The following is a 1,610-nucleotide window of genomic DNA, read 5'->3' on the forward strand; positions in this document are numbered from 1 at the left end:
CGGCGGCAAGACCCTGCGGCTTGAAGCCCAGCAGCACGAAACGGGGCGGCGCTTCGCCGGTCGGCGCGGTGCGCAGCAGGCGCACGCCAGCCGGCGCCTGGGGCAGATGCGGATCGACCACGGTAAAGGCCGCCGGGGCAATGCCGCTGGCGAGCCAGCCGGTCAGCATCGCGCCGCCCATGTTGCCACAGCCGAACTGGAGGAAGGAATAGGTCATCAGCAAATGGCTCCGAATTCAGGCTTCGCCGGCGGCATCGACCAGCGCGCTGGCCAGCGCATCGGCCGGGCTCTTGTCACCCCACAGGATGAACTGGAAGGCGGGATAGAAACGATCGCATTCGTCCACCGCCGCTTCGATCGCCACCTGCGCCTGGTGCAGGCTGAGCAGGCCATCGTCGCCCAGCATCAGCCCGTGGCGGTAAAGCAGCACGCTGCCGTTGGACCAGATATCGAAATGCCCCAGCCAGACCTGCTCGTTGATCAGCGCCATGACCTCGAACATCGCGCCACGCTTATCATCGGGCACGCGGATATCGGGCAGCGAGAGGATTTGCAGCACATGGTCTTCGGGGCGCCAGATGCAGCGCAACTGGTACGTGGCCCAGGAGCCCTGCACTTCGCCATGGATCTCGTCGTCCGACACGAATTCGCAGGGCCAGCCGCGCGCTTCGAACAGCGAGGCGAGCATGTCTACCGGCGCGGCGTCGTCGCGGTCGCTGTCGTCGTGGCCGGTTCGCATCATCACGCCCCCTCACACGGTGCCCATGCCAGCGAGAATGCCAGCGCCTTAACCAGCGACCGTGGTTTCCATTCGTTCCATCGCGGAGCGATTGGCCGCCGACAATCGACCGTTAGCCCAGCCTTGGGCAAAACTCGACAACGCTGTGCAAAACTTGTGGACAAGCGCCACCACGCCCACCCCGGCATCACGATCCGGGGCAGGCGCGGCAGAATCACTTGGCCGAAACGCTGTCCATGGCCTGGCCGGCGGGGCTGTCGAACTGGAACGCGCCGACGCCCTTGGCCTTGAGCTTGGCCACGAATTCCTGCGCGGCGGCATCGCTCGGGAACGGCCCGGTGACCAGGCGATAGACCCGGTTCCACGATGTGACGTATGCCTTGCGCCCGTGCAGTTCGGGCGCCTTGGCCTGAAGCCCGGCCCATTCCTTGCCCATCTTGGCGCGGTTGCCGCCGGTCAGGACCTGCACCCAGGTGCGTGCCGGATTGGCAGCGAGGCGCTTGGCCTCTTCCTTGGCCTTGCGCGCTTCCTCGGCCTTCTTGGCATCGGCCAGCTTCTTTTCAGCGGCCGCCTTCTTTTCGGCAGCGGCCTTCCTGGCGTCGGCCAGCTTCTTGGCCTCGGCCGCCTTGCGCGCCTCGATCGCGGCGCGTTCGGCCGCCGCACGTTCGTTGGCCGCCTGGATCGCGGCGATATCGACCGCCACGGTGGGGCGCTGCTGTTCTTCGGCGGGGGCGGTAAAGCCGGCAAAGAGCGTGGCAAAGCCATCGGGCGAAGGCGCCGCGCCAGCCGGCACTGGCTGCGGCGCGGGAGTAGGCGCCAGTTGGGCCGGTGCTGGCGAGGTCGGCTGGGGCTGCGGTTGCGCTTGCGCCAG

The 1,610-nt window shown here is 67.4% G+C and carries 2 protein-coding genes and 1 pseudogene; all 3 read right to left on the minus strand.

Features of this window, described 5'->3' with window-relative positions:
* Positions 1–217, minus strand: a pseudogene (locus H926_RS30160) (pyrroline-5-carboxylate reductase); the annotation flags it as partial.
* Between the two features lie 18 nt (positions 218–235).
* Positions 236–739, minus strand: coding sequence for a YbjN domain-containing protein (locus tag H926_RS0123150; protein WP_028658410.1), 504 nt, complete (start codon positions 737–739; stop codon positions 236–238).
* 214 nt (positions 740–953) lie between these two features.
* Positions 954–1,610, minus strand: a 657-nt coding sequence (locus H926_RS0123155; protein ID WP_022678355.1) for an SPOR domain-containing protein, incomplete at its 5' end; no start/stop codon positions are given.

It is taken from the genome of Novosphingobium sp. B-7 (assembly GCF_000410615.1).
Classification (GTDB): Bacteria; Pseudomonadota; Alphaproteobacteria; order Sphingomonadales; family Sphingomonadaceae; genus Novosphingobium; species Novosphingobium capsulatum.